19 protein-coding genes are annotated in these 23,256 nt (G+C 66.8%); 5 read left to right on the forward strand and 14 right to left on the reverse strand.

Going from position 1 to position 23,256, the window contains the following annotated elements; genetic code table 11:
• Window positions 1–74 precede the first annotated feature (74 nt).
• The 13 genes from murC to MWU77_RS19215 all read right to left on the reverse strand — a co-directional run bounded on the left by murC (window position 75) and on the right by MWU77_RS19215 (window position 16,128).
• Window positions 75–1,604: a UDP-N-acetylmuramate--L-alanine ligase gene (murC, locus tag MWU77_RS19155; protein ID WP_247274504.1), complete on the reverse strand. Its 1,530-nt coding sequence runs from the start codon at window positions 1,602–1,604 to the stop codon at window positions 75–77.
• Window positions 1,601–2,755 (reverse strand): undecaprenyldiphospho-muramoylpentapeptide beta-N-acetylglucosaminyltransferase, encoded by a 1,155-nt coding sequence (gene murG / locus MWU77_RS19160; protein WP_169686421.1) that lies wholly within the window; start codon window positions 2,753–2,755, stop codon window positions 1,601–1,603. The genes murC and murG overlap by 4 nt, the downstream gene beginning before the upstream one ends.
• Window positions 2,752–4,212: a putative lipid II flippase FtsW gene (ftsW, locus tag MWU77_RS19165; RefSeq protein WP_169686856.1), complete on the reverse strand. Its 1,461-nt coding sequence runs from the start codon at window positions 4,210–4,212 to the stop codon at window positions 2,752–2,754. Before ftsW ends, murG begins: the two co-directional genes overlap by 4 nt.
• A gap of 56 nt (window positions 4,213–4,268) precedes the next feature.
• Complete coding sequence (gene murD, locus MWU77_RS19170) at window positions 4,269–5,807, reverse strand: UDP-N-acetylmuramoyl-L-alanine--D-glutamate ligase (RefSeq protein ID WP_169686419.1); 1,539 nt, start codon at window positions 5,805–5,807, stop codon at window positions 4,269–4,271.
• A 4-nt stretch (window positions 5,808–5,811) separates the two neighbouring features.
• Window positions 5,812–6,891, reverse strand: a complete 1,080-nt coding sequence (gene mraY / locus MWU77_RS19175) for a phospho-N-acetylmuramoyl-pentapeptide-transferase (protein ID WP_169686417.1) — start codon at window positions 6,889–6,891, stop codon at window positions 5,812–5,814.
• Window positions 6,888–8,414: a UDP-N-acetylmuramoyl-tripeptide--D-alanyl-D-alanine ligase gene (murF, locus tag MWU77_RS19180; RefSeq protein ID WP_169686415.1), complete on the reverse strand. Its 1,527-nt coding sequence runs from the start codon at window positions 8,412–8,414 to the stop codon at window positions 6,888–6,890. Before murF ends, mraY begins: the two co-directional genes overlap by 4 nt.
• Window positions 8,411–9,994 (reverse strand): UDP-N-acetylmuramoyl-L-alanyl-D-glutamate--2,6-diaminopimelate ligase, encoded by a 1,584-nt coding sequence (locus MWU77_RS19185; RefSeq protein WP_169686414.1) that lies wholly within the window; start codon window positions 9,992–9,994, stop codon window positions 8,411–8,413. Before MWU77_RS19185 ends, murF begins: the two co-directional genes overlap by 4 nt.
• Window positions 9,995–10,208: 214 nt before the next feature.
• Window positions 10,209–12,119, reverse strand: a complete 1,911-nt coding sequence (locus MWU77_RS19190; protein WP_169686413.1) for a penicillin-binding protein 2 — start codon at window positions 12,117–12,119, stop codon at window positions 10,209–10,211.
• Window positions 12,116–12,997, reverse strand: coding sequence for a hypothetical protein (locus MWU77_RS19195; protein WP_169686412.1), 882 nt, complete (start codon window positions 12,995–12,997; stop codon window positions 12,116–12,118). The genes MWU77_RS19190 and MWU77_RS19195 overlap by 4 nt, the downstream gene beginning before the upstream one ends.
• Window positions 12,998–13,000: 3 nt before the next feature.
• Window positions 13,001–14,011, reverse strand: coding sequence for a 16S rRNA (cytosine(1402)-N(4))-methyltransferase RsmH (rsmH, locus tag MWU77_RS19200; RefSeq protein WP_169686411.1), 1,011 nt, complete (start codon window positions 14,009–14,011; stop codon window positions 13,001–13,003).
• A gap of 240 nt (window positions 14,012–14,251) precedes the next feature.
• The gene (gene mraZ, locus MWU77_RS19205) at window positions 14,252–14,683 is read right to left on the reverse strand and encodes a division/cell wall cluster transcriptional repressor MraZ (protein WP_169686855.1); all 432 of its coding nucleotides are present in this window, start codon (window positions 14,681–14,683) and stop codon (window positions 14,252–14,254) included.
• Window positions 14,684–15,115: 432 nt separating this feature from the next.
• A complete protein-coding gene (locus MWU77_RS19210; RefSeq protein WP_169686410.1) occupies window positions 15,116–15,538 on the reverse strand; it encodes a DUF3040 domain-containing protein in 423 nt (140 codons plus the stop codon).
• 176 nt (window positions 15,539–15,714) lie between these two features.
• Window positions 15,715–16,128: an SAV_6107 family HEPN domain-containing protein gene (locus MWU77_RS19215; protein WP_247274505.1), complete on the reverse strand. Its 414-nt coding sequence runs from the start codon at window positions 16,126–16,128 to the stop codon at window positions 15,715–15,717.
• Between the two features lie 239 nt (window positions 16,129–16,367).
• Between MWU77_RS19215 and MWU77_RS19220 the strand changes: the two genes are divergently transcribed.
• The 3 genes from MWU77_RS19220 to MWU77_RS19230 all read left to right on the forward strand — a co-directional run bounded on the left by MWU77_RS19220 (window position 16,368) and on the right by MWU77_RS19230 (window position 19,419).
• Complete coding sequence (locus MWU77_RS19220) at window positions 16,368–16,985, forward strand: GNAT family N-acetyltransferase (RefSeq protein WP_169686408.1); 618 nt, start codon at window positions 16,368–16,370, stop codon at window positions 16,983–16,985.
• Window positions 16,982–18,589 carry an NAD(P)/FAD-dependent oxidoreductase gene (locus MWU77_RS19225; protein ID WP_169686406.1) on the forward strand — a complete coding sequence of 536 codons (1,608 nt, stop codon included), beginning with the start codon at window positions 16,982–16,984 and terminating at the stop codon, window positions 18,587–18,589. Before MWU77_RS19220 ends, MWU77_RS19225 begins: the two co-directional genes overlap by 4 nt.
• A gap of 194 nt (window positions 18,590–18,783) precedes the next feature.
• Entirely contained in the window at window positions 18,784–19,419 is a 636-nt protein-coding gene (locus MWU77_RS19230) for a DUF3153 domain-containing protein (protein WP_206039607.1), read from the forward strand.
• Window positions 19,420–19,447: 28 nt separating this feature from the next.
• Here the strand turns inward: MWU77_RS19230 and metF are convergent, their stop codons facing one another.
• Window positions 19,448–20,368 carry a methylenetetrahydrofolate reductase [NAD(P)H] gene (gene metF, locus MWU77_RS19235; RefSeq protein ID WP_247274535.1) on the reverse strand — a complete coding sequence of 307 codons (921 nt, stop codon included), beginning with the start codon at window positions 20,366–20,368 and terminating at the stop codon, window positions 19,448–19,450.
• A 242-nt stretch (window positions 20,369–20,610) separates the two neighbouring features.
• Here metF and MWU77_RS19240 point away from each other — a divergent pair, with 242 nt between their 5' ends.
• Window positions 20,611–21,684 carry a polyprenyl synthetase family protein gene (locus MWU77_RS19240; RefSeq protein WP_308198825.1) on the forward strand — a complete coding sequence of 358 codons (1,074 nt, stop codon included), beginning with the start codon at window positions 20,611–20,613 and terminating at the stop codon, window positions 21,682–21,684.
• Entirely contained in the window at window positions 21,684–23,219 is a 1,536-nt protein-coding gene (crtI, locus tag MWU77_RS19245) for a phytoene desaturase family protein (RefSeq protein WP_247274506.1), read from the forward strand. Before MWU77_RS19240 ends, crtI begins: the two co-directional genes overlap by 1 nt.
• Window positions 23,220–23,256 lie beyond the last annotated feature (37 nt).

The raw sequence follows: 23,256 nt of genomic DNA on the forward strand, positions 1-23,256 counted from the left end.
GGACATCCTGGCACGGCGACCGGCACGCTTGCTCCGCGGCGCTCTACGTTCGGTGGTCTTCGTGGAATCGGGTGTCACGAACCGCTCGACTCCGTTCCGAGGCCCGCCGACCGGAAACGTCCCGGTTTACTGTGCAGGGCGTCGAGGATCTGGCGTCCGAGCATCGTGACGTCTCCCGCACCCATGGTGATGACGATGTCGCCGGGGCGGCTCAACCGAGCCACCTGGCGCGGTACGAGAGACAGGTCCGGTTGGTAGTGCACCGGTTTCGACACCGCTTGGGCGACCAGCGCCCCGCTCACCCCGGGAATCGGTTCTTCGCGCGCTCCGTAGACGTCGAGAACCACCACTTCGTCGGCCAGGTCGAGAGCAGCGCCGAACTCCGTCGCGAAGGTTTCGGTGCGTGAATACAGGTGCGGCTGGAACACGACGATCACTCGAGGACGCTCGGTTCCCGACTCCGTGTAGCGCAACGGCTCGCCCGCCACGAGTTCCGCAGCTGCTGCGAGCACGGCGCGCACCTCCGTGGGATGGTGCGCATAGTCGTCGAAGACCCGCACACCTTGTTCACGCCCGCTGAACTGGAACCTCCGGTGGACACCGCCGAAGCCTGCGAGTCCTTCGATCGCCTCGTCCACGGACGCGCCTGCCTCGAGTGCTGCGAGAAGGGCCGCAAGCGCGTTGAGGGCCATGTGCCTGCCCGGTACCGACAGACGGACCGTGCGCGGAGTGTCTTCGTCGGCGAGATGGAACTCGGCGACACCGCCGATGTCCTTCGGCTCCCACGCGAGCAATCGCACCCCGACCGGGACACCTCGGACGGCCGCGGAAGTCCCGATGACCTCGGCCGTGCCGTATCCGGAGATCCGGAGATCGGTACGACCGAGTGCGACCACGCGCTCAGCGAGTGCCGCGGATCCTGCATCGTCGAGACAGACGATGAGCAGGCCACCCGGGGCAATCCTGGCAACGAAATCGTCGAACACCTCGGTGTACGCCTCAGGGGTGCCGAAGAAGTCGAGGTGATCCGGTTCGACGTTCGTCACGATGACGACGTTCGGATCGTATCGGAGCAGTGAGCCGTCACTCTCGTCGGCTTCTGCGACGAATACGTCGCCACTGCCATGGTGCGCATTGGTCCCGGATTCGTTGAGTTCACCGCCGACTGCGAAGGACGGGTCGAACCCGCAATGTTGGAGAGTCACCACCAGCATCGAGGTGGTGGAGGTCTTGCCGTGCGTGCCGGAGACCAAGTATGTGCGGTACTCGTGCATCAGGGCAGCGAGCACCGCGGGGCGAAGAAGAACGGGTATGCCGCGCTCGCGGGCGGCCACAAGTTCGGGATTGTCCTTCGGAATCGCGGCGTGCGTCGTGACGACCGCGGTCGGCCCGCCGTCGATCAGGTCGAGTGCGTCCGCATGATGACCGATCCGTACCTGCGCTCCTCGCGCGCGCAGTGCGAGGACTCCCCGGCTCTCCTTGGCATCCGATCCCGACACCTCCCCACCACGAGCGAGCAGGATTCGGGCAATGCCCGACATGCCCGCACCGCCGATCCCCACCATGTGCACCCGCTGAAGCTCCGCGGGCAGCTGCGCGCTCATTCTCGACTCCTGTTCGGTTCCACGTCGGCGACTTCGAGCACGATACGGGCCACTTCGGCTGCGGCACTGCGATGTCCCGCAGCCGCCGCGTTTCGTCCCATCTCGGCGAGCCGGCCGGGGTCACCCAGCAACGGCGTGACCGTATCGGCCATGAACGCCGACGTGAGCTCGGCGTCTGCCACGATCATTCCACCACCTACTGCCACGACCGGCCGAGCGTTGAGCTCTTGTTCGCCGTTACCGTGCGGTAAGGGAACGTACACGGCCGGTAGTCCGACAGCGGAGACTTCCGCCACGGTCATTGCTCCGGAGCGGCAGACCACCGCGTCCGCCGCCGAGTAGGCAAGGTCCATTCGTTCCAGATACGGGACAGCCACGTACGGGGCCTTTGCATGACCCGGATGGGCCGGAACGTCGACGGTGTTCTTCGGACCGTGCGCGTGCAGAACAGCGACTCCGGCCTCGGCGAGGCTTGCCGCGGCACCGACCACCGCCTCGTTGAGGGACCGAGCACCCTGCGATCCGCCGAACACCAGCAAAACCGGCACGTCGTCAGGGAGACCGAAGTGGCGACGTGCATCGGCCCGCAGCGACGCGCGGTCGAGTTCGGTGATCGAGGATCGTACTGGGATCCCCACGATGTCGGCCTCGCTGTTCCTCTTGACACCCGATCCCGGAACGGCGGCGAGTACCCGGGAGGCGCGCAGAGCACCGATCTTGTTGGCGATTCCGGCGCTGGCGTTGGCTTCGTGCACGACAACGGGAATACGACGTCGGCGGCGCAACGCTCCCCCGCTTGCCGCGAGATACGCGGGCAGTGCGACGTAACCGCCGAATCCGACGACGACGTCCGCTTCGACACGGTCGAGTACCTCGCGGGTCCGGCGAACGGATGAAACCACCCGCGCGGGGAGCGCGAAGAGGTCGCGGGTCGGCTTGCGCGGCAGCGGTACCGGCGGGATCAATTCGAGCGGATATCCGCGGCGCGGCACCAGCGTGGTCTCCAGGCCACGTGAAGTTCCGAGCGCGGTCACCACGGCATCCGGCATCAGGTCACGTATCGCGTCCGCTACCGCGAGCGCCGGTTCGATATGTCCTGCCGTGCCGCCTCCTGCCACCACGACGGACAGTCCTGGCTTGTCCCCACTCACCGACGATTTCCTCGCTCTCCGGTCCTGCCATTGCCGTTGCGTTTTCGTGGTTGCTGCGAAGTCGCGCGGCTGTTCTTCGTTCGTTGTCGTTCGGCGCCACGCGCGCGAGCGCCTCCGGTGTCACGCGCGCGGGCGCTGTCGGCCGAGCGTCGTCCGGTCGTCGCTGCGGCGGGTGCGCGACGCGCCCGCGTCGCAACCGCGGTTCCGCCGGGGCGAGGGTTGCCTCGGCGGCGCGGCGGCTTCGCTCCGCGGAGCGATCCACCATGTACATCACCACGTCCGGGTCGGTAGGCCTCAGGTTTGCGGATCTTCATGATTCGTGCCAGTCGTCCGTCCTGGCCTGCGTGTAGGGCTGCGATCGCTTCCGGTTCGTGTCTGGCGGCGTTGGCGATCAGGCCGAACATGAGCAGGGTGGTAGCGGTGGAGGTGCCACCTGCCGAGACGAGCGGAAGCTGCAGACCGGTCACGGGCAGCAATCCCACGACGTAGCCGATGTTGATGAATGCCTGGCCGATGATCCACACGGTGGCGGTTGCGGTGAACAGGCGGAGGAACGGATCGACCGAACGCATGGCGATACGCAGTCCCACATAGGCGAAGAGCGCGAACAGGCCGATGACCGCGAGACCGCCGATGAAGCCCAGTTCTTCGCCGATGATCGCGAAGATGAAGTCGTTGTGAGCGTTCGGGAGGTAGCTCCATTTGGCGCGGCTCTGACCGAGGCCGCGACCCCAGATTCCTCCGTCGGCGAGCGAAAAGCGCGCCTGCCGCGCTTGGTACCCGGCGCCTTGGGGGTCGTCGCCGGGGTTGAAGAACGCTCGGACGCGCGCGGAGCGGTATCCGGCGGTCAATGCAAGGACGGCGGCACTGGCGATGGCGGTGCCGACGATTCCGACGAAGATCTTCAAGGGCAGCCCCGCGAACCACAGCAGGGCGAGTACAACGATGACGAGGGAGACGGTCGTCCCGAGGTCGGGCTGCAGGACGATGAGGATGGTCACCAACAGTGCCGCGGGAACGAGCGGCACGATCATCTCTTTGAGGGTGGAGTTCTCTCCGCGCCTCGCAGCCAGCAAATGGGCGCCCCACAAGGCGATCGTGATCTTCGCGATCTCCGACGGTTGCAGGGATATGCCGCCGACGACGAACCATCCCCGGGTGCCCTGCGATTCGGTTCCGATACCGGGTATCAGTACGAGTACGAGCAGCACCACCGACATTGCGAAGGCAGGGAAGGCGAACCGGCGCATCATGCGCACAGGGATCTGCAAGGCGACGTAGAACGCGACGAAGCCGACAAGGGCGAACACGATCTGCGACGTGAACATTCGGTACGGCGAGTCCTCGGCCGCTACCGCTTCCACACTCGACGACGACAGCACCATCACCAGCCCCAGCACCATGAGCAGGACGGCGATGGTGACGATGAGGTGGAACGACGCGAGGGGTCGCGCCATCCACTGCCCGATCCGGCCGCGCGCGGTCGGTGACGGTGCGCTGCCCTTCGGCGAGGTCACCGGACTGTCCCGCCCCCGCGCATTTCGTCGACCGCTGCCGCGAAACTGCGGCCACGCTGGGCATAATCGACGAACATGTCGAGTGACGCGGCCGCGGGCGCCAGCAGGACGGCGTCCCCCGGTGCTGCGAGGGCGGCAGCCTCACGAACCGCGATGCGCATCGCTTCGGGTCCGTCGACGCCGCGTGCGCTCACCCGACGGGGTTCCGGTGTGGCCCCACCATCCTGTCCGAGTTCGCTGCCGGGCTCGAGCCCGCTGTCCTGACTGCTCATTTCCCCATCGTCGCGCGTGTCGACCAGGACCACGGGGATGCCGGGGGCGTGTCGTGCCAGCGCATCTGCGATCGAGCCCGCGTCCCGCCCGAGCAGAACTGCCCCGGTCAGCCGCGGGGCAACGTCGGCGACCAGGTCGTCGACGCGCGCGCCCTTGAGGAGTCCGCCTGCTATCCACACAACCGCGTCGCGCGCGAGAAGGGAGCTTCGGGCCGCGTGCGGATTGGTGGCCTTCGAGTCGTCGATGTAATCGACGCCGTCGACGGTGCCCACCGGTGCGGCACGGTGAGGACCGACCTGGTGCCTGCGTAGCCCGTCGTGTACAGCTGCTTCCGGTACGTCGATCGCGCGCGCCAATGCTGCAGCCGCCAGCGCGTCGGACAGACCGGCCGGGCCTGCCGGAGTCACGTCGGTCACCGACGCGAGGACCGCGGAGTCGGCGAAGGCTCGGTCGACGAGCACGTCTCCGCTGATGCCGAGTTGGCCTGCGTCCGGGTATCCGAGGGTGAACCCGACAGTGAGGACGGACCGCGACCGCTCGCGGAGTCCACCGGCGATCGGGTCGTCGAGTCCGAGGATCCCCACCGCGCCGGTGAGTGCGCCGAGCTTGGCGTCGATGTAGTTCTCGATGCCGCCGTGCCAGTCGAGGTGGTCTTCGGCGATGTTGAGGATGACTCCGGCCGCTGGTCGCACAGACGGGGCCCAGTGGAGTTGGAACGACGACAGTTCGACAGCAAGGACGTCGGCCCGCCGGTCGTCGCGGCGCAGCGCGTCCAGTACGGGCAGGCCGATGTTGCCGCATGCCGCGGAGGAGATGCCTGCCGATTCGAGGATCGCGTGCAGCATCATCGTCGTGGTGGTCTTGCCGTTCGTCCCGGTTACGACGAGCCATCGCCGGGCGGGGCCGTAGAGCTCGGCCTGGTCGATCCGCCACGAGAGTTCGATGTCGCCCCAGATCGGAACAGCGGCGCCCGCCGCACGTGAAAGCAGTGGCGCGTCGGGCGGGAATCCGGGACTGGTCACGACGAGGGCGTAGTCGCGCATGGACGCAGCATCGTCGAGCGCGGCGGCGCCGAGCAGGGTGTCGAGTTCGACTGTCTCTGCACCGAGCTCGGCCGAGCGTGCCAGTGCCTCGGGATTGCGGTCGGTGACGGTCACGCGAGCCCCGAGGTCGAGCAGTGGCCTGATGGTGGCGCGGCCCGAGATTCCGGCGCCTGCGACGAGAACGCGCGCACCTCGCAGTCGCTGCAGTTCATCCGTCACGAGGTCAGTCTCCGATCGCCGCGAGGTACTCGCTGTAGAACAGGGCGAGGCCCATGGCCGAGGCGATTCCGGCAAGCAACCAGAATCTGATGATCACCGTGGTTTCGGCCCATCCGCCGAGTTCGAAATGGTGATGGAACGGTGCCATCCGGAAGACGCGGCGTCTGCTGGATCTGAACACTGCCACCTGGATGACCACCGAGGCTGCCTCGGCGACGAACAGTGCGCCGATGACGACCATGAGGAGTTCGGTGCGGGTGGTCACAGACAGGCCCGCGAGCATGCCGCCGAGGGCGAGCGAACCGGTGTCGCCCATGAAGATCTTCGCGGGAGCTGCGTTCCACCACAGGAACCCGAGGCAGGCGGCGCCACCTGCTGCGCACAGCAGTGCCAGGTCGAGCGGGTCGCGCACGTCGTAGCAGCCGGCCGTCGGTTCGACCGCACATGCGTTCCGGTACTGCCAGAAGGTGATGATCACGTATGAACCGAGGACGAGTGCCATCGACCCCGCGGCGAGGCCATCGAGGCCGTCCGTGAGGTTCACCGCGTTCGACCAGGCGCTCACGAGTAGGTAGACGAACAGGATGAAGACGATCGATCCCATCGACACCGTCGCGATGTCGCGCACGTACGACAGATCGGTGCTCGCCGGGGACAGGCCATCGGAATTACGGAACTGGAGTGCCAGGATACCGAACGCCACCGCGACGATCAGCTGACCGACCAGTTTTGCTGTCTTGTTCAGGCCCAGATTGCGCTGTTTGCGGATCTTGATGAAGTCGTCGAGGAACCCGACACCGCCCAGTGCGGTGGTCAGTCCGAGTACCAGTAGTCCTGAGGCCGACGGCCCTTCTGCGTCGTATGCCAGGCCGATCAGGTGCGAGCCCCAGTACCCTGCCCACAGACCCGCGAGGATTGCCACACCACCCATGGTGGGAGTGCCGCGCTTCGCCTGATGACTCTGCGGCCCCTCGACCCGGATCTCCTGACCGAAGCCTTGCCGGGAGAACGCCTTGATCAACACCGGCGTGAGCAGAATCGACACCGCGAGTGCGATACCCGCGGCGAATAGGATCTGTCTCACCGTGCAGCCTCCGTCTCCAGAACAGCGTTGTCATCTCCGAGCAGGGCCTCAGCTATCGACCACAGGCCGACCGACTGCGACGCTTTCACCAATACGATGTCGCCTGGGCCGATCTCGTCGCGTAGCAGCTCGATTGCTGCGTCGGCATCGAGCACGTGGCTTGCTTCCTCGCCCCAGGATCCTTCCATCACGGCACCCTGGAACAGACCCCGGACCGGTCTCGTCGCACCGACCGCGATGATGCGGGAGATATCGAGGCGCACCGCGAACCGGCCGATCGCGTCGTGTTCGACGACGGATTCGTCGCCCAGTTCTCCCATTTCGCCGAGGACGGCGAAGGTGCGTCGTCTGGCAGGTCCGCTGCGGGCCACTGTTGCGAGTGCCTTCAGCGCGGCTCGCATCGAGTCCGGGTTCGCGTTGTATGCGTCGTCGATGACGGTGACGCCGTCGGCGCGGGTGGTGACGGCCATCCGATGGGCAGAGACCGGGGCCGCTCCGGCAAGGGCGGCGCCGGCCTGTTCCGGTGTGGCACCACATTCGAGCGCGATTGCGATCGCGGTAAGTGCGTTTCCTACCTGGTGCTCCCCGTGTACCGCAAGTGTGACGGGCAGGCGCTGCTCGGTTCCGGTCACGCGGTCGGTGATCGCGAGGGTGAAGGTGGGTCGAGCGTCGCCGTCGAGGGTGATGTCGGTGGCCGCGACCTGGGCGCTACCGGAGCTTCCGACAGTGACCACCCGCGCGTGGGTCCGCGCGGCCATACGTGCTACGAGGGTGTCGTCGGCGTTGAGGATGGCGACGCCACCGTCGGCTTCGTCCGGGAGCGCTTCGACGAGTTCCCCCTTGGTCTGCGCGATCACCTCCCGCGAACCGAACTCACCGAGGTGGGCTGTGCCGACGTTGAGGACTGCACCGATTCTCGGCGGGGCGATCTGCGCGAGGGCTGCGATGTGTCCTGGTCCACGCGCCGACATCTCGAGTACGAGAAAGCGGGTGTCGCGGGTGGCGCGCAGCGCAGTCCAGGGGTGACCGAGTTCGTTGTTGAAGGAACCCGGTGGTGCCACGACGGGCCCGAGCGGTGCGAGTACCGCTGCGATGAGATCTTTCGTGGAGGTCTTCCCGGACGACCCGGTCACTCCGATCACGGTCAGTCCGTCGTCGACGAGTTCGTCGACGACTGTCCTGGCGAGTTTCGCAAGGCCGGTGAGGACAGCAGCACCGGATCCGTCCGGGTCGTGCTCGAGGGCCAGGGCGTTGGTCTCGGCCGCGGGCATGAATGGGACGACGATGGCGGGCACACCGACCGGGCGCGCCGCGAGGACGGCGACCGCGCCCGCGTCGATCGCGGCCGCTGCATGATCGTGGCCGTCGGTCTTGGCACCGGGCAGCGCAAGGAACAGGCCGCCCTCGGCAATCCGTCGCGAATCGAACTCGACTGTGCCGGTGACTTCGACAGCCGGGTCGTCGACGTCGTGCAGGGTGCCCCCGACTGCCTCCGCGATCCGAGCCAGTGTCATCGGGATCATTCCGTGCCTCCGCTGCGCTGATGCCGTTCGATCGCTTCCGCGAGTACCTCGCGATCGTCGAACGGATGCTTGACTCCGTCGATTTCCTGGCCCCGCTCGTGGCCCTTGCCTGCGACGAGCACGACGTCGCCGGGACGCGCCCACGCGACCGCTGCGTCGATCGCGGCGGCCCGGTCGCCGATCTCCCGGATCTCACCGCGAGACCCGTGCTCGAGTGCTCGGGCGCCCTCGAGGACCGCGGCCCGAATCGATGCGGGATCCTCGGTGCGGGGGTTGTCGTCAGTGACGACGAGCAGCTCGGCCGAGGCCGCTACCGCACCCATCAGCGGACGTTTTCCTCGGTCACGATCACCACCCGCGCCGACAACGACGGCGATACGTCCCGTCGTACTGCGCCGCAGTGTGGAGATGACAGCTTCGAGCGCCGCCGGTTTGTGCGCGTAATCGACGACCGCGAGAAAATTCTGTCCGCAATCCACTCGCTCGACGCGGCCCGGGACGTCGACGCTTGCGATTCCACGAGCGGCCACGTCGGGATCGACTCCGACCGCAGAGCAGAGGGCAACTGCGAGCGCCGCGTTGGCGACGTTGTACCGCCCGGGCAACCGCACGCTCACTCGATGGGTCCGCCCCTCGGGATCGGTCAATCCGAATTCCTGGGTGCCTGCAGGATCTGATTCGGCGTCGGTCACCGACCAGTCCGCAACCGCACCCCGGGTCTCGCTGGTCGACACCGTCCGTACGCCGACGGGATCACCGTTGTTTGCAGAGCGCGCGATCTCGGCCATGCGCATGCCCCAGTCGTCATCGACGCATACGACGGCGCGGTGTGCTCGAACAGGCGACTCGGGCGCGAACAGGCGTGCCTTTGCAGCAAAGTAATCGTCGAGGTCCTTGTGGAAGTCGAGGTGATCCTGCGACAGGTTCGTGAACCCACCGACCGCGAAATCGGTAGCGGCAACGCGACCGAGTGCAAGCGCGTGGCTCGATACTTCCATCACTACCGTGTCGACACCGTGTTCGAGCATGGTTGCGAACAACGCGTGAAGCTGCGGGGCTTCGGGGGTGGTCAGTGCGCTCGGTACTCGCTGGCCTGCAATGCGCGTTTCGACGGTGCCGACGAGACCGGTGACCCGCCCCGCGGCACCGAGGCCCGCTTCGACGAGGTACGCCGTCGTGGTCTTGCCCGACGTTCCGGTGATCCCGATGACCTGCATCCGCTCGGACGGGTGTCCGTAGACCGTGGCCGATGCGAGGCCGAGCACGGAGCGAGGCTCGGGATGCACGAGCACCTGCACCGGGCCGGCCTCTCGGGCTGCCGTCGCGATCGCCTCTACCCCTGCCGCGTCGGTGAGTACGGCTACGGCACCGCGATCGAGTGCGGCGCCGACGAAGGCCGCCCCGTGCGCACGAGCACCCGGCAGAGCGGCAAAGAGGTCGCCCGGTCGGATCCGTTGCGCATTCAGGTCGATCCCGGTCACGACCGCGCCTGTCTGAGCGGCACCGTCGGAGGCGGCATCGGATCCAACCGCGAGGAGGTCGGCGCCGATGGTGGCGGCCAGATCCCGAAGGGACGTCATCGGCGGATTCTCGGGTCGGCGGCCCTCCGCGAGGGGAGACGGATCCGGACTCGATGGCACAGGTACAAGTTCCTCTCTTGCGGCATCCCGCTGCTGCTCTCGATCGGTGCCTGACTACACCGCAGTGTCACGTTACCGACGTGTCAGGTTACCCAGACCGCAAAGCTGCACCGACACCCGTCCGAGCTCCCGGCGACGATATGAACATCAGGATTCAATCGACCTGGAGAATCAGCTTGCCACCCGGTTCCGGCGACAATGGCACTGCGGCGCGCTGCAGCAGCCACGAGGCGATGTCTCGGAACAGCGGAGCGGCAGACTGACCGCCGGTACCGTCCGAGCTGCGCGTGGGCGCATCGAGCATGATCCCGATCACGTACTTCGGATCGTCCGACGGCGCGATACCCGCGAAGGTGATCCAGTAGTCCGAATTCGAGTAGCACCCACAGTTGGGGTCGATCTGCTGGGCGGTACCGGTCTTACCTGCGATCTGGTATCCCTCGATCGCTGCCTGCGCCCCCGTACCCTGCTGATTTCCCGTATCGGATTGGACGACCGACCGGAACATATCGCGCACCGTAGCTGCTGTCTGTGGACTCACCACCCGGATCGGATCGGGCGATTCCGTTTCGGTGCGGGTGCCGTCGGGCCCGATCGTCGCGTCGACGATGCGGGGCGGGATGCGCTCACCGTCGTTGGCGATCGCCTGATAGATCCCGGTCATCTGCAGCAGTGTCATCGACAGACCCTGCCCGATCGGAAGGTTCGCGAACGTACCACCCGACCACTGTTCTCGACTGGGCACCAATCCGGCGGACTCACCGGGGAGGCCCACCTCGGTGCGCTGACCGAGGCCGAACAGGTCGAGCATCTCGGCGAACCTGTCTTCACCGATGCGTTCTGCGAGCATGAGTGTGCCCACATTGGAGGACTTCCCGAAGATTCCCGTGGTGGTGTACGGGACGACGCCGTGGTCCCAAGCGTCCTTGACCGTGACACCCGACATATCGATGCTGCCTGGGACCTGCAGGACCTCGTCGGGTGTCGTGAGTCCGTCCTCGATCGCGGCGGCAGCGGTGATGATCTTGTTCACTGATCCGGGTTCGAAAGGTGAGGCAACCGCCGGATTGCCTTGCTCTGCCGAAGGCGGATTGTTGGCGACACCGATGGAGGGGTCGAACGTGCTGTCGTTGGACATCGCGAGCACCTCGCCGGTGTGCGCATCGAGCACCACCGCTGACGCGTTGTCGGCACCGGACAGATCCTTCGCTCGTTGCACCTGCTGCTGCACGTGGTACTGGATGTCGTTGTCGATCGTGAGTTCGACGGACGAACCGTCCACAGCGGGGTGCTGGTCGCGCCAACTTCCCGGAATAACCACACCATCCGAACCACGGTCGTAGGTGGACGATCCGTCGGTACCGGCGAGGACCGAGTCCATGGAGGCCTCGAGGCCGATCAGTCCGTACCCGTCCCACCCGGTAGCACCCACGATGTTCGCCGCGAGCGACCCGCCGGGATACAGCCGGATGTCTTGCCGCTCCAGCCCCACCATGCTGTATTCGTCGACGATGGCTGCCGCTACACCGGGATCCACCCCGCGAGCGAGATAGACGAACGTCTCGTCGCTCTCGAGTTTCTCGAGCACCTCTTTCTTGGGTGCTGCGGCGCCGAGAGCATCATGCAATGCGTCGGCCACTCCCTCGAGATACTCGGCGACCTCTGGTTGGGTCTGATCCTTGGCCCGGGCCTCGCTAAGTTCCTTTCGGACGCGTACAGGCTGGAACGTGATCGCTTTGGCTTCCATCGTGTAGGCGAGCGGATTACCGTTGCGGTCGCTGATCGTTCCGCGAGTTGCGGGTTCGACGAGTCGGGTCGTGCGCTGACTTGCCGCCTCTGCAGACAATGTCGGCGCCTGGAACAGTTGGATCGACAACAGTTGGGCACCCGCGAGACCGAGGATTGCAAAAATCGCCCAGAGACCGAGCTTGTTTCGGAACTGGAACGCCGTGGTGTCGGTGCGACGGCGACTCGGTCGCCATCCCGCCCCTCTCGATGCGGGCCGAGGCCGGGGAGCACTACCGCGCGGCCGAGCCGCACGGCGAGGGGTGGCGCCGTTCCTCACCGTTGTCCGGCCTCCGATACTGACGGCTCACCCGTCCGGGAAGCCTCGGGTTGCGGCAGTTCACTCACAGGCATCGATTGTTCCGCTTCGTCGGGAAGAACCGTGACATTCGCGGGCTGCGGCGCGGCGCCACCCTCCCGGCTTCCCGCGCCCGCGGTGGCCTCGGGCTCAGGACCGGCGGGAGCGCCCGGTGCGGGCTCTCCGACAGGGGTTTGCGCTGCCGGCTCGGAGGCGCGCGGCGCCTCTGCTGCCGCCGCGGCGCGGCTTTCCGGGTCCACTGCTTCAGGCGATTCCACAGCGTCCCGAGGTGCATGCTGCTCGCCCGACGGCGACAACGGACGGGGATTCTCACGCCCGGCGCTGCCTGCAAGCGGAGGTTGCACATCGCCCCGCGACTCCGGAGCATTCAACGGCACCGGCGGTGCACCCTGCGCGGCCACCGGTTCACCGACGACTCGCACCGAGCCGTCCTCACCCACAACGAGCCTCGCTGCCTGTCCAGAGGGGATCATGCCGAGTTCGGCGGCATGCTGCGCGAGCACCGGAGCTGTCAGACCCGCTTCCACGTCACGCTGCAGCACTGCTCGCTGTTGAAGGAGACTCTCGTTGTGTGCGCGGGCAGCACCGAGCTCGTAGGAGTCCTCTGCAGCCCGTGTCGTCAGAAACAGGGTCACCATCATCCCGACCGCGAGCAGCGCGATGATGCTCGCGACGAACGGAATGCGTGTCGCGACACGGCGCGCACCTGTGGTGCGCCCGCGAGTTTCGGCCGGCGAGACCAGCTGTGCAGACCGCTGATTGCGGCGCTGGTAGGCACGCTGCGCTGCCGTCGATCGAGCCTGCCGAGGTCGGGGCGGGGATGGCACCTGCAGGGTCATCTTCTACCTCCTGGCGATTCGTTCCGCGGCACGCAGCCGGACGGGCGCCGAGCGTGGATTCTTGTCGATCTCGTCGTCGGACGCGCGTTCGGCGCCCCGTGTGAGGATGCGAAGTTCCGGACCCATTCCGGGCAGCTCCACCGGAAGACCCTCAGGACTGCGGGATTTCGAGCGCGGTGCGAGCTCCTGCTTGACGACACGGTCTTCGAGGGACTGGTAGGACATGAACACCACTCGCCCCCCGATCGCGAGGGAATCGAGTGCCGCCGGAATCGCGCTGCGCAACGAGTCGAGCTCGCCGTTGACCTCCACCCGAAGGGCCTGGAAGGTGCGCTTGGCGGGGTGCCCGCCGGTGCGGCGCGATGCGGCCGGAATCGTCCGGTACAGCAACTCGACGAGCTCGCCACTGTTCCGGAAGGGCGACTTCTCGCGCGCTCGCAGGATCTCGGACGCGATCTTCCCGGCGAATCGCTCCTCGCCGTAGGTACTGAGGATGCGGGCGAGATCACCGTGGCCATAGGTATTGAGCACGTCGGCGGCCGTGATCCCGGTGGTGGGATCCATCCGCATGTCCAGCGGCGCATCCTTCGAATAGGCAAATCCGCGGTCGGCCTCATCGAGCTGCATCGACGACACGCCGAGATCGAACAGGATTGCGTGCACCGACCCGACACGGTCGAGCCCCACCCTTTCGAGCGCGTCGGCAATACCGTCGTAGCGGGTGTGGACGAAGTCGGTGCGACCGGAGAACTCGGCCAAGCGTCCGCGCGCAATAGCCAGGGCGTCGGGATCCCGGTCGAGCCCTACCAGCCTCAGCCCGGGAAAGGTGCGCAAGAAATGCGCGGAGTGACCACCCAGACCGAGAGTTGCATCGACGTATACCGCCCCTGCCCCGCCGGGCCCTGCTGCCTCGATCGCCGGCCCCAGCAGCTCTACGGCGCGATCGAGCAGTACCGGAACATGGCCGAAGCCATCAGTGTCGGTCGTTTCGGCGTCATCCTCGCCGTCCACCATGTGGTCCTCCGAAATCCTGCTCGTTCGATGCGGGCCACGCGGGCCATTCGATCTTGGTGGTCGGTCGGATGGTCTGGATACGGCGGCGGCGAATGCCAGGAGGTCTCTGTCCGATCCCGGAGACCTGACACTGGGGAAGTGTGTCAGGGCTTCCGTTCCGTACCTGGCGCCGGGGAAGTGCGTCAGGGTCGGTCCCGGGCAGAGGCCTCACGGCACTCGCCGCGCAGAGCCGAAGATCCGTCACAATATGTCGCGAAGTACCTCGTCCCTTGCTTCGGAGAAACCCTCCTCGTGCTCGGCCAGGTATGCCTCCCACGACTCGGCGTTCCAGATCTCGAGATAGTTGACAGAACCGATCACAACGCAGTCCTTGGTGAGCCCCGCGTATGTCCGATGCGACATGGACAAAGTGATGCGGCCTTGCGAATCGGGACGCTGTTCATCCGTGCTTGCCGCGAGGTTTCGCAGATAGGCACGCATGTTGGGGTTGCTGCGAGACGCCGCCGCCGCCCGTTCCGCGAGCGAGGTGAACTCATCGCGTGGATACACGGTCAGGCTGTGATCCTGCCCTTTGGTGATCATCAACCCTCCCGCCAGTTCGTCTCGATACTTCGCAGGCAGGGTGAGCCTGCCCTTGTCATCCAACTTCGGCGTGTAGGTGCCGAGAAACACCCGGTACCTCCCGCCTTGCCGGACGGACTCTGCGTCGTGCGACGGAGACACTCTCGCTCCCCGCCGCGCCCCACAGTACCCCACTTCACCCCACGAATATCCGATTAACCGGCGTCCGATGGGCGTGTTGTTCTTGAAATTCCTGGTCAGCGGACGTGGTGGCGGTGGGGCACCGTGCGCGCCTGTGACGGTTACCGCGCTCGCACCCGCCTGTGATGCGCACCCGAGGACAGCGAATCGCAGGAAATCGCAGGTCCGCATGGTGGAGGGCGGCATCGAAACACACAGGACGAGTTGCTGTGGGGCGCAGTGGGGCGATGAGGCAGGTCGGGCCGTATGCCCACCGGTGCGGCAACACCCCCACCTACAGCAAGGGCGCGACCCCCATGGGGGTCGCGCCCTTGCTGTAGGTGCGGCGTTGTGCGCGTCAGATCACTCTTGTTCGAAGCGACGCCGGAACCGCTCCTCCATCCGGTGGGTGAAGCCCTCCGAAGACTTCTTCCGACCACGAGTGGAAGAAGTCTTACCGCGCTTTCCGGAATCCGCTCCGCCGGATGCTGCACCCGATGCGGACCGATGCCGTCCGTCGACCAGCACGAGAACTCCCGCAGCGAACATCACGAGAAATCCGAGCAGGCTGATGATCGGGAACCCACCCGGTTTGACCGGTAGGGCAACTCCCGCAATAAGCAACGTCAAACCCAAAACGAACAGCGCGCCGGCCTGCAGCCGTCGCCTGTTGGACGCCATACCCAGTCGCTTTCCGCGAACGGTCGAGGCGAACTTGGGATCCTCAGCATAGAGCGCGCTCTCGATCTGATCGAGCATGCGCTGCTCGTGCTCGGAGAGTGGCACGGTACCTCCCCCGGCACTAAACGGTGGCCGCCGGACCCGGTGGGACGAATCCGGCGGGGCGCCGACATCACGGCCGCCTGAGTCAATGATACGAGCACATTTCCTCCGGGACCACCAACTACGAAAGTTGGTTCGCTCTCCCGGGTCGAAAAGCACTGTTCGGCCAGGGGCCGAGGTCACATGCGAGACGCAGTTCCGCTCTCAGCGGACAAGTAGCTCTCGACGTCGTGCAGGAAACGTCCGACCTCGTCGAAGAAGGCCGATGCGTCTTCGGCATCGACAACCCGCTGCACCCCGGCCTCGACCGCGGCGCGTGCAGCCGATCGGTCAGCGAAGAAATCTGCCCAGCCGGCGAACGATTCATCGGCGCGCATCATCATCACCCAGGCATTTCGGGTCGCAGGCCTCCGTTTGGGTCGTTGCGGCGCCCTCAGTTCGGCGGCTGCAATCACCGCGCCTGCGCCGCGCAATGCGGCGAGATAGGACAAGCGGAACCGTTCGCCGGGCGCGTCTGCACCTGCAGCCCCGGACAGGAGTTCGTCTGCCTTGCGCAACTGCGACGCAGCACGGGCCGACTTGGACGGCCCCACACAACCCGCGTGCACAGCCTCCCCGGCGAACCTATGTGATCTTGATCTCGAGGTGTGCGGGGCTGCCATGGCTCGTGCACCTTCCTGCCCTGCCGCAGTGCGGCTCCGGCCCGGACGATCCGGGGATGTTCGCTTCCCTCGAACATCCCCGGATCACCGGCATCGAACATAGGTTCGACGTATTCAATATAGCTGGACCCACCGACACGTCGTCAAGGGAAGGCGGTCTCCGTCCCCATATGAGCACTGACCCGAATCGGCACGACCCGAAGCCGGTACTCGTCGACCTCACCCCCGCGGAGTTCCGGACCCACCTGCCCGATCTCCTGTCCGTCTACGTCACCGCCATGCGATACCCCCGAGGCACCGAGCACCACCGCGCGCCGATGTGGTCGGAGCACGCCGATCGCGACGGATGGCGCGCCGTCGCCGCAATGATGCCGGGCAACCCCAGCACTTTCGTCGGGATCGCCTACGGCTACCACGGGCACCCCCATCAGTGGTGGCACCAGCAGGTACGCGCAGGAATGCGGCACTCGGGAATGTCCCCGGGCTCGATCGACGCACTGCTCCGCGATTACTTCGAACTGACCGAACTGCACGTTCGGCCCGACGCTCAGGGCCATCGCATCGGCGAGGCACTCCTGCGACGACTGCTCCGGGATCGCCCAGAGGAGGCCGTCATGCTGTCGACACCCGAGATCGCAGAAGAAGACAACCGCGCGTGGCGTCTCTACCGGCGTTTCGGCTTCCGCGATGTGGTCCGACGATTCGTATTCACCGGGGACGCCCGCCCCTTCGCTGTTCTCGGTCGCGCGCTCCCGATGGAGGCAGACCCCTCGGAGGCACCGGGATGACCCCCGCAGGTAGTTCGGTGCTCGACGCCGTCGTCATCGGTTCCGGGCACAATGCACTCGTCTCGGCCTGCTACCTGGCACGCGAAGGCTGGTCGATCGAGGTCGTCGAGCGCGACACCGTGATCGGCGGCGCAGTCTCGACCGTGGAACGATTCCCCGGATACGCCGTCGACCGCGGGTCGTCGGCTCACATCATGATCCGGCACTCCGGCATTCTCGAGGAACTCGATCTTGCTTCGCACGGTCTGCGCTACATCGATTGCGATCCGTGGGCATTCGCCCCGCCTCCGACAGGGAGCGGCCGACCCGGCATCGTCTTCCGCCGCGACCTCGATCACACCTGCGCGTCGATCGAGGCGGCCTGCGGAGGACGCGACGCCGAGGCATATCTCCGCTTCGTGCGCGAGTGGGGTCCGCGCACAGCTGCGGTGATGCGATCGTTCGCAGCGCCACCAACCGCCCGTCATCTCGTCCCGTCGTTCCGTGGGCTCGACCTCGGCGGGGGCGCGCTCGACCTGTCACGGCGATTCCTCACCTCCGGTGATTCCCTCCTCGACGAGTATTTCGACGACGAACCCCTCAAGGCCGCACTTGCCTGGTTCGGAGCACAGTCCGGGCCACCGATGTCCGAGCCGGGCACCGCACCGATGGTCGGATTCGCCGCACTGATGCACACATTGCCGCCCGGACGAGCCGTTGGTGGCAGTGGTGCCCTCACACGCGCCCTGACGTCCAGGCTCGCCTCCGACGGAGGCACCGTGACGTGCGGCGACGCCGCAGTAGAGATCCGTCGGTCCGGCGATCTCTGGACGGTCCGCACAGAGTCCGGGCGAATCATCGAGGCCCGAACCGTCATCGCCGGATGCCACATTCTCACCACACTCGACATGCTCGAACAGGGCGGATTCGACGCCTCGCGAATCGGCGCGTGGAGACGACGGATTCGCGTCGGTCCTGGCATAGGCATGGTGCTCCGACTCGGAACCGATTCGCTTCCCCGTTATCGCGGCGCACCCGACGACGGTGGTGACACCACCGGTCTGCAACTGCTCGTCGACGACCGCGCTCAGCTTCGTCTCGCGCACGGCGCGGCGCTTGCGGGAGAGTTGCCGCCGACGCCCGCTGTCCTGGCGATGAGCTTCTCCGCGCTCGACCCGTCGATCGCACCGCCTGGAGAACACCAGATCACTCTGTGGTCCCAGTGGTACGCCTACCGGCTCGGCAATGGACGTAGCTGGCAGTCGGAAGCCGCCGCCGAGACCGACCGGATCATTGCCGAAATGGAGAACCGGGCCCCCGGCTTCACCGCGGGTATCCGCCACGTACACACGCAAACGCCCGAAGACATCGAACGTGAAATGGGACTGATCGGCGGCAATGTCATGCACGTGGAGATGACACTCGATCAGATGTTCTTCTGGCGTCCTGTCCCCGAACTGTCGGGCTACCGCGTGCCGGGTGCGTCCGGGTTGTATCTCACAGGTGCATCGATGCATCCCGGAGGCGGCGTGTCGGGATCGAGCGGCCGCAGCGCCGCACGCGTCGCACTCGCCGACAGTGGTGGCGGCCTGCTGCGCAGAACACTCGGCCGGCTCTCACGGTGATCCGGAGGTTCACGCGAGAGCCCGACGACGCGCCGGATCCGACCCGATGGTCAGACCGCACGACGTCGGCCTGGCACCATATCCCTGTGCCGCCGTCCTCCACATCCGTTCGCCCCGCAGCCACCCCCCGCCAGGCCGCCCCTCGCCAGACCGCCGCCCGCCGGGTCATCGCCGCCCTCGGACTTCTGATCCTGATGGTTCCTGCTCTCACCGGTTGTCTTCGTGTCCAGACGTCGATGGGGATCTCATCCGATGATCGGGTCTCCGGCCAGGTCGTCGCGGCGACGATCCCGATCGACGAGAACGACAAGGGCCCCGAACTCACCGTTCCCTCGGCCCTGGCCGGAAAAGTACGCATTCAGGAGTACGCACAGGACGGATACGTCGGCAGCCAGGTCTTCTTCAGCGACCTGACCTTCGGCGAGGTGCAGCAACTCGCGACCATGTCCGATCAGAGCGCCGGATCCTTCCAGCTCTCCCTGCAGCGTGCAGGCGACCTCGTGTCGCTCACCGGGCGCGTCGATCTCGAAGCGGCTCCTGAACGCGGCACCGACGTCCAGTTCACCATCGCCTTCCCCGCGCGCGTGGCCACCACCAACGGCGACCGCGAGTCCGATTCGATCGTCTCGTGGAAACTCCCCGCAGGTGAAGTGAGCACGCTGCGCGCAGAAGTGCGTTACTCCGACCCCAACACCCGCGGATTTGCGGGATGGGCCGGGATCGTGGCGGGCGGCGCCACGGCCGTCACGCTCCTGATCGGCGCATTGGCCTGGTTCACTCGCAATCCCTCTGCCGCACGACCGTCATCGAACGGTCGGAGCCGGTCCTGACCAGCGCAACCGCCAGGCGATACGGCGGTCAGGCCGGTTGCGCCGCAGTTGCCGGCATTTCGATGCCGAGGCGCGTGAGCACCTCACTGGTGGCCCGCGCGAAGTTCAGCGTGATGAAGTGCAGACAGGGAGCGCCCTCGGAGATGAGGCGTTCGCACATCTCGGTGGCCACATCGATGCCGACCTCGCGCACAGCTGCCCGGTTCTCGTCCGGCCCGTCACCAGCTGCCCGCACGAGACGTTCTTCCAGCGCCGCGGGGAGCTTCGATCCGGACAACTCCAAGCTGCGGCGCGCCGATCGCAGCGACGTGATCGGCATGATCTCGGGGATGATCGGCTTGGCGGCCTGCTCTGCGTCGCACGCAGCGACGCGGTCGCGCAACCTCAGGTAGTGCTCCACGTCGAAGAACATCTGGGTAATGGAGTATTCGGCACCCGCGCGGAGCTTGTGCACCAGAAACCGGGTGTCGTGATCGAGGTCGGGTGAACGATGATGCCCCTCGGGGAACGAGGCCACCCCGACATGGAAGTCACCGAGGTCTCGTACGAGTCGCACCAGTTCGTCGGCGTGTGCGAGCCCCTCGGGATGCTGCTCCCACTCGCCGAGCGGGTTGCCGGGCGGGTCGCCGCGCAACGCCAGAATATTCGTGATACCTCGATCCGCGTACGCACCGACCATCGCCCGAAGTTCGTCGACACTGTGTCCGACAGCGGTCAGGTGCGCCACCGGCAGCAGCGTCGTCGCTTCCGCGAGTTCGCCGGTCACGCGGACCGTTCGGTCGCGCGTAGACCCCCCCGCGCCGTACGTCATCGAGACGAACGCGGGACCGAGACGCTCGAATACCCGGACGGCGCGCCACAGGCGTGCCTCGGCGTCCGCGTCGCGCGGCGGAGAGAATTCGACAGAGAACGGGATCCGCCCGCCACGCGAATCACCGAGGCGATGCACGATCGATGGCGTGCGCGAGTCACCGTCTTGCTCGACGCGCTCGGCGCCGCCGGTCACCGCGCCCCCACTGGTCCCCCTGAAATCGACTACCACGCGTCCAGCATAGGGTGCGCCGACCGGCCACCGGTCACCGGCGACGGCGAGAGGCGCCGGATAGGCTCGGTGCAGGTGCCGCGCGACCCGTCGCGCGACGCTCGCCGCATTCGACCAGGAGGAATCCCCTGTCCACCGGACCCGCACCCGTGCCCCCCGTCCCGCTCCCCGAACTCGTCGATGGCGCGCTGCGGGAGTTCTTCGCTTCCAAGGCCCCCATCGTGGAGACCGTCGGTGGAGGTTACCCAGAGGCGGTCGCCGCGCTGGAGTCGTTCGTTCTCCGCGGGGGTAAGCGGATCCGTCCGTCGTTCGCGTGGTCCGGCTGGCTCGGTGCCGGCGGAGACCCGGCCGGGCCGCACGCCGGCGCGGTGCTACGGGCGTGCTCGGCACTCGAGCTGGTGCAGGCGGGTGCGCTGGTCCACGACGACATCATCGATGCGTCCACCACGCGTCGCGGCTTTCCCACCGTGCACGTCGACTTCGCCGGGCTGCACCGCAACAACGGGTGGCGCGGGGCGCCGGCAGAGTTCGGTCAGGCCGTCGCGATCCTGCTCGGCGATCTCGCGTTGGTGTGGGCGGACGACATGGTCCGCGAGGCCGGACTCCCCAGCGGGGCTGCAGCGCGGCTCGGCCCGGTCTGGTCGGCCATGCGCACCGAGGTCCTCGGCGGCCAGTATCTCGATATCGCGGGAGAGGCCACAGCAGACGAGTCGGTCGAGGCCGCAGCCCGCGTCAACCGATTCAAGACCGCCGCGTACACGATCGAACGCCCTCTGCATCTCGGCGCAGTTCTGGCTGGTGCCGACGAGTCGTTGATCGACGCGTACCGCCGTTTCGGCACCGATATCGGCCTTGCGTTCCAACTGCGCGACGACCTTCTCGGCGTTTTCGGCGATCCGGCGGTCACCGGTAAACCGTCCGGCGACGATCTGCGCTCGGGCAAACGGACGGTGCTGTACGCGCTGGCGCTGGAAGCAGCAGATGCCGACGATCCGGTTGCCGCAGCGACCCTGAGGGAGTCGATCGGCACCGATCTGAGCGATGAGCAGGTCGAGCACATACGCAACGTGCTCGTCGAGGTCGGCGCTGTCGACAAGGTAGAGCAGCAGATCACCGGGCTCACCGAGCGGGCGTTCGCCACCCTTGGGTCCTCGGGGGCAACCGAGGAGGGCGCGGCACTCCTGCGTGAGGCGGCTTTGGCCGCGACGCGGCGCGCGGCGTGATGGCCGTCCGTACCGTTCCCGACGCACAGCGAGTGGTTGTGGTGGGCGCTGGCCTGGCGGGGCTGTCCGCTGCCCTGCACCTGCGTGGCGCCGGACGAGATGTGACCGTGCTCGAACGTGGCGATGCGGTGGGCGGCCGCGTCGGTGTCCACACCGGTCCCGGCTACGAGATCGATAACGGGGCGACCGTCCTGACGATGCCCGAACTGATCGACGACGCGCTCGCCGCCGTCGGCGCCGACGCCAGCACCCTGCACCCGCCGCTGCACACCACTCGGCTCTCCCCCGCCTATCACGCCCGGTTCGCCGATGGCAGCACGCTCGACGTGCACTCGGACCCGGACTCGATGGTCGCCGAGATCACCCGGGTGTGCGGCGCTGAGGAGGCGCGCCGATACCTGACATTGCGGCGATGGCTCGCGGACATCTTCGACACCGAGTTCGACCGGTTCATGAACGCGAACTTCGATTCGCCGCTCGACCTGGTTTCCTCACCGGCGGCCCTGCACGACCTGGTGAAACTCGTCCGGCTCGGCGGGTTCGGCAGGCTCGGTAAACAGGTGAACCGCCGGATACACGATCCTCGGTTGCGGAAGGTGTTCACCTTCCAGGCACTGTATGCGGGAGTGACCCCTGCACGCGCCCTCGCGGTGTACGGCGCGATCCCGCACATGGACACCTCACTCGGTGTCTACGCCGTGGACGGGGGGATGCGCACCGTTGCCCGCGCGATGGCCGATGCCTTCGTTCGTGCGGGGGGCAGATTGCAGCTCGGAGCCGAGGTCACCGAACTGCGGTTCGCAGGTGATCGCGTCTGCAGCGTTCATACCGCGGACGGAACCTGTTACCCGTGTGACGCCACGGTCCTGACTCCCGACCTGCCCGTAGTCGATGCGCTCATGCCTTCCCCACGGTTCCGGAGGACACTCGCGTCCCCGTCGGCGGTCGTCCTGCACGGCACCGTACCTACCGCAGTCAGCAGTGCGTGGCAGGCAAAGCACCATCACGTCATCGAGTTCGGTGCGCGGTGGGACGGCACCTTCCGCGAGATCACCGCCCCCCGTGGGCGGGGACGGCTGATGACCGATCCATCGCTGCTCGTCACGCGGCCTGCACTATCGGATCCGGACTTGTTGCTCCGCCGCAACGGGGCCGAGCACGAACCACTGTCCGTACTCGCGCCCTGCCCCAACCTCGACAGCGCGCCGTTGGCGTGGGATGCGCTCGCAGGTCCTTACTCCAAGGAACTGCTCGCCACTCTGGACGCCCGCGGATACGCGGGAATCACCTCGGGATTCGACGTCGATCACATCGACACACCCGCGACGTGGGCAGCCCAGGGTATGTCGGCGGGGAGTCCCTTCGGAAGTGCCCACGTGTTCCGGCAGACCGGCCCGTTCCGTCGTCGCAATTTGGACCCGCGGCATCCCAATGTCGTTCTCGCGGGGTCCGGAACCGTGCCGGGTGTGGGGGTCCCTACGGTGCTGTTGTCGGGTCGGCTCGCTGCCGAGCGCCTCGGTGTCGGCCGGCAGTAGCACTGAGGTCCGCGCCACGCCGTCGCCGAGGCGGACG

It is taken from the genome of Rhodococcus sp. F64268, assembly GCF_023015605.1.
GTDB lineage: Bacteria > Actinomycetota > Actinomycetes > Mycobacteriales > Mycobacteriaceae > Rhodococcus.